The sequence below is a fragment of the Bifidobacterium sp. M0353 genome, assembly GCF_016100645.1.
Lineage (GTDB): Bacteria > Actinomycetota > Actinomycetes > Actinomycetales > Bifidobacteriaceae > Bombiscardovia > Bombiscardovia choladohabitans.
This window is the reverse complement of the sequence record NZ_JACFSB010000180.1, coordinates 1-266: the sequence shown is the minus strand read 5'-3', so window position 1 is coordinate 266 and position 266 is coordinate 1. Positions and strand designations below refer to the sequence as shown.

1 rRNA gene is annotated in these 266 nt (G+C 48.5%); it reads right to left on the bottom strand.

The features are described from left to right. Positions 1-266, bottom strand: a 16S ribosomal RNA gene (locus H3V04_RS09480); the annotation flags it as partial.

Genomic DNA, 266 nt, shown 5'->3' with positions numbered 1-266 from the left:
CTTCGCCTTTGGTGTTCTTCCATATATCTACGCATTTCACCGCTTCACATGGAATTCCGCTTACCTCTATCTAACTCTAGTTTACCAGTATCCAAAGCGAGCCAGGGTTGAGCCCTGGGATTTGACTCCAGACTTAATAAACAGCCTACGAACGCTTTACGCCCAATAATTCCGGATAACGCTTGCGACCTATGTATTACCGCGGCTGCTGGCACATAGTTAGCCATCGCTTTCTGACAGGGTACCGTCAGCCTGGAAGCATTTCC